Genomic DNA, 3980 nt, shown 5'->3' on the forward strand with positions numbered 1-3980 from the left:
GGTGCTGGCCTTCTTGGCGGGCGCCTTCGCAGCCGGAGCCGACTTCTTGGCCGGGGCAGCCTTCTTGGTCGCGGGCGCCTTCTTCGCGGCGGTGGTCGTGGTCTTCGCGGTGCTGGCCTTCTTCGCGGGCGCCTTCGTCGCCGGTGCCTTCTTCGCTGCCGGAGTGGCTGCCGACGTCTTCGCCGGCGCCTTCGCGACCGGGGCCTTCTCCGCTACCGGAGGCGTGGGCGCCGGGCTGCTGGTGGCGGGGGCCGCCGGGGTCGCCGTCGTGGCGCTGGCGGTGGTCGGGGTCTCACTCATGGATGCTTCTCCTCAGAACCGTGGATGGCTGAGCCTTGATCCTGCCCGGGTGCCCACACGATGTCACTCGTGTACGGTGCGCCGCGTGTCACACCAGCAGCCGCTCGAGCCGTCCCCCGGGCGTCGTGACGACGCCTCTCCGTGGGCCTTCGCCGGGATGATCGGGCTCGCCTCGGCCTTCTTCCTGTTCGCCGCGACGCCCACGGTCGTCCAGGTGCCGTGGTGGGTCGTCGCGCTCCTGATGGTGGTGTGGGTGGTCGCTCTGGTGCAGGGATGTCGCTGGTTCGTCCGCCGCCCCGTGGCGGTGCTCGTGCTGGCCCTCGTGCTCGGAATCGGCTGGTTCGCCGTCGTGATGGCGGGCGCGCGCTGGCTCGGCTGGACCTCTGCCTGAGGTCTCAGCGAGGCGAGACGCGCAGGACCCGGTCGTTGCTCCCGTTGCTGGTCGTCACCAGCAGGTCGCCGTCGGGCAACGACGTCACCGACCGCAGCCGCCCGTAGCGCCGCATGACCTCGGGCGTGCTCACGTCGACCTGCCCGAGCGCTGCGTCGAAGCGGATGAACAGCAGCCGCTCGCCGGCGAGTGCGGCGACGGCCAGCGCCTCGCCGTACGCACCCCAGCGGGAGCCTGAGGTCCAGGCCGCGCCGGACGTGGCGATCGTGGGGGTGCCCGAGCTCCAGATCGCCTCGGTCTGCACGCCGGGCAGGGACTGGTCGGTCATCGGCACGCTCTCGTCGTAGCCCGGGCCGGGGTTCCAGCCGAAGTCGGCGCCGGAGGAGAGTGCGTTGACCTCGTCGTCGCGGAAGGAGCCGTGCTCGACGCTCACCACCGCCCCGTCGGAAGGCCGCTGGGCCAGGCCCTGCACGTTGCGGTGCCCGTAGGTGAACACCAGTCGCTGGCGCCGATCGGGCGCGTCGGCGTACGGGTTGTCGGCCATCGCGGCACCGGTGCGGCGATGCACTCGCAGGACCTTGCCGCCGAGCGACGACAGGTTGCGGGGGTTGGCCGGGTCGGCGGCATCACCGGTGCCGACGAAGAGCGCGCGAGAGCCAGCATCGAGCAGCAGCCGGCAGCCACCGTGGCGACCGCTCGTCGTCGGCAGTCCGGTCAGCACGTGCCGGACCAGCCGCGCGCGCCGTACGTCGCCATCGAGCCGCCACAGGGAGACCCGGATGTCGTGCCGGCCCCCGGACCTCCAGCCCTGGCACGTCCAGAAGCGGCGGGTCTGCTCGAACCGGGGATCGACCGCCATCGACATGAGGCCCGTCTCGCCCGACACCCACACCCGTCTGCTCGGGAAGCGGACCGTCCGCCGTCTCCCGTCCCGCACGACGCTGAGCGAGCCCGGTCGCGTTCGGTGACGAGCAGGTCGCCGTCGCCGATCGGCTGGACGTCCCACGCGTTCTCGAGCCCGGCGACGACCGTGCGGACCCGCACCTGCGGGTCAGCGCTGGCGCTGACCGGCAGCTGGTCCGCGGCAGGAGCGGGGGACAGCGCGGTGAGGGCGCCGAGGCCGAGGAGGCCGGACAGCACGAGAGCGGCGTGGCGTGACGACATTGCGACACGCTACGCCGCCCCGAAGTGCGCGTCACGAGACCTAGAAGGTGTGCTCCGGGCCGGGGAAGGCGCCCGAGCGCACGTCGTCGGCATAGGCCTTGGCACCCTCGAGGAGCACGGTGTGCACGTCGGCGTACTGCTTGACGAACTTGGCCATGCGACCGGTGCGCAGTCCGAAGGCGTCCTGCCAGACGAGCACCTGGCCGTCGCAGCCGTTGCCGGCACCGATCCCGATGGTGGGGATGGTGAGCTCCTTGGAGATGCGCTCGGCGACGTCGCCGGGGACCATCTCCATCACGACGGCGAAGGCGCCCGCGTCCTGTACGGCGTGCGCGTCGGCGATGATCCGGTCGCTGCTCTCGCCGCGGCCCTGGACGCGGTAGCCGCCGAGGGTGTGCTCGGACTGGGGGGTGAAGCCGATGTGGGCCATGACCGGGATGCCGCCCTGGACGCACTTGGTGATGACGGGCGCCATCTCGGCGCCGCCCTCGAGCTTGACGCAGTGGGCGCCGGCTTCCTTCATGAAGCGCACCGCGGTGAGGTAACCCTGCTCGGGCGAGGCCTGGTAGCTGCCGAAGGGCAGGTCGCCGACGACCATCGCGCGGGTGACGCTGCGTGCCACGGCGCGGGTCAGGGGGAGCAGCTCGTCGACCGTCACCGGCAGCGAGGTCTCGTTGCCGTAGACATTGTTGGACGCGGAGTCGCCGACCAGGAGGAGCTCGATGCCGGCCTCGTCGAAGGTCTGCGCGGTGTACATGTCGTAGGCCGTGAGCATGGTGATCTTCTCGCCACGCTCCTTCATCTCCCGGAGGTGATGGGTGCGGATCTTCTTGATCGGCGCGGGCGCAGCAGCCTGCTCGCCTGCGGGCTTGCTGCCGGCGCCGTACGGCGCGGTCTCTTCGGTCATGGGTGATCTCTCCTCCGGACATCTCGCGGCTCCCGGTCGGAGTCCACGGACGTGGTCAGGCTAGACCCGGGGAGGGCCTGCGCGCTGTGGCCGTGGTCACGGTCGCGCGCTGACGTGGATGGTCTCAGCGGCTCGCATGCTGGGGATCGACGAACGCGAGATAGTCCGCAGGCGGCGCGTTCTCGGCGTAGTCGTCTCCCTCGCTGACGGTGCCGAGGTTGCCCATGCTGATGTTGAGCCCGGTCGCCTCGCCCTTCAGGAGGGAGGCGCCGACCAGGACGACGATCTCGCCCTTGTCGCCCCGGACCCGCCGTTGCGCATCTTCGGTCTCCACGTCGTAGCCGTGGTCCGCGAGCACGGCCGCGGACGCCGCGAGCGAATCAGTCGTCGAGGCAGCCGTGTCGACGATGCCGCCCGACGCGGTGTAGTCCCAGATGCCGAAGCCGCCGCGCTCGTAGTACGTCGCCTGCATCCCGCCGAGCCGCCCCCCGACGGCATCCATGAGGGCGGGCAACAGCCGTGCTGCTTCTGTGTCCATCTCGGCCTTGAAGGTCTCGGCCTCGTTCGGCTCGTCGGCGGAGTTCCTGCCGCTGCAGGTGGCCGCCAGTGCGGCAACGAGCACCGCGATCAGCATCCCGACCAGGGGGTTGATCTTGGGGCGCGGCTTCACTTCAGGTAGTCCAGATAGTCCTCGGCGGGGGCGCTCTCTGCGAAGTCGTCGCCCTCGCTGATGGTGGCGGCGCTGCTCATCGACAGGTTGAGCGATGCGACACCCTTGTCGTCACCTGGAAATGCTGAGTCGACGAGGACGCTGATGTTGCCCTTGCTGGCCCGGAGTCGCACCTTCTCCTTGTCGGTCTCCACCGTGAATCCGTGGTCCTCGAGCACACGCGAACCAGCGGCCAGAGCCTGGTCGTCGGTGCCCGGCAGGGCGTAGACGGTGCCCTTCGCGGTGTAGTCCCAGATGCCGAAGCCGCCGCGCTCGTGGAACGTCGCCTGCATGCCGTTCAGCTGACCGCCGAACGCTGTCATCAGGTCGGGCAACAGGCTCGCCGCCTCCGCGTCCATCTCCTTCTTGAAGGTCTTCGCGTCTGGCATGTCGTCTCCGGAGTCCGTCGAACCGGGGCTGGTGCAGGCAGCGGCGAACGCCATGAGGAGGACGACGAGCAGGATCCGAGTCATGCGGTTCACCCTAGGTGTTCTGTCCACGGAGGTTAG

General features: G+C 70.3%; 6 protein-coding genes. 1 reads left to right on the forward strand and 5 read right to left on the reverse strand.

Annotated elements, in window-relative coordinates; genetic code table 11:
* The coding region (locus CF8_RS22370) for a hypothetical protein (RefSeq protein ID WP_198016950.1) at positions 1 to 300 on the reverse strand (300 nt) is incomplete at its 3' end.
* Positions 301 to 385: 85 nt separating this feature from the next.
* Here CF8_RS22370 and CF8_RS21860 point away from each other — a divergent pair.
* Positions 386 to 691, forward strand: a complete 306-nt coding sequence (locus tag CF8_RS21860; RefSeq protein WP_156887159.1) for a hypothetical protein — start codon at positions 386 to 388, stop codon at positions 689 to 691.
* A gap of 4 nt (positions 692 to 695) precedes the next feature.
* Here the strand turns inward: CF8_RS21860 and CF8_RS05640 are convergent, their stop codons facing one another.
* The 4 genes from CF8_RS05640 to CF8_RS22375 all read right to left on the reverse strand — a co-directional run bounded on the left by CF8_RS05640 (position 696) and on the right by CF8_RS22375 (position 3944).
* Positions 696 to 1697: a PQQ-dependent sugar dehydrogenase gene (locus CF8_RS05640; protein WP_010832169.1), complete on the reverse strand. Its 1002-nt coding sequence runs from the start codon at positions 1695 to 1697 to the stop codon at positions 696 to 698.
* A 198-nt stretch (positions 1698 to 1895) separates the two neighbouring features.
* Complete coding sequence (gene panB / locus CF8_RS05645; RefSeq protein WP_010832170.1) at positions 1896 to 2762, reverse strand: 3-methyl-2-oxobutanoate hydroxymethyltransferase; 867 nt, start codon at positions 2760 to 2762, stop codon at positions 1896 to 1898.
* A 124-nt stretch (positions 2763 to 2886) separates the two neighbouring features.
* Positions 2887 to 3432, reverse strand: coding sequence for a hypothetical protein (locus CF8_RS05650; RefSeq protein ID WP_010832171.1), 546 nt, complete (start codon positions 3430 to 3432; stop codon positions 2887 to 2889).
* Positions 3429 to 3944 carry a hypothetical protein gene (locus tag CF8_RS22375; RefSeq protein WP_198016953.1) on the reverse strand — a complete coding sequence of 172 codons (516 nt, stop codon included), beginning with the start codon at positions 3942 to 3944 and terminating at the stop codon, positions 3429 to 3431. Before CF8_RS22375 ends, CF8_RS05650 begins: the two co-directional genes overlap by 4 nt.
* Positions 3945 to 3980 lie beyond the last annotated feature (36 nt).

Origin of the sequence: Nocardioides sp. CF8 (genome assembly GCF_000389985.1) — a bacterium.
GTDB classification, from domain to species: domain Bacteria; phylum Actinomycetota; class Actinomycetes; order Propionibacteriales; family Nocardioidaceae; genus Nocardioides; species Nocardioides allogilvus.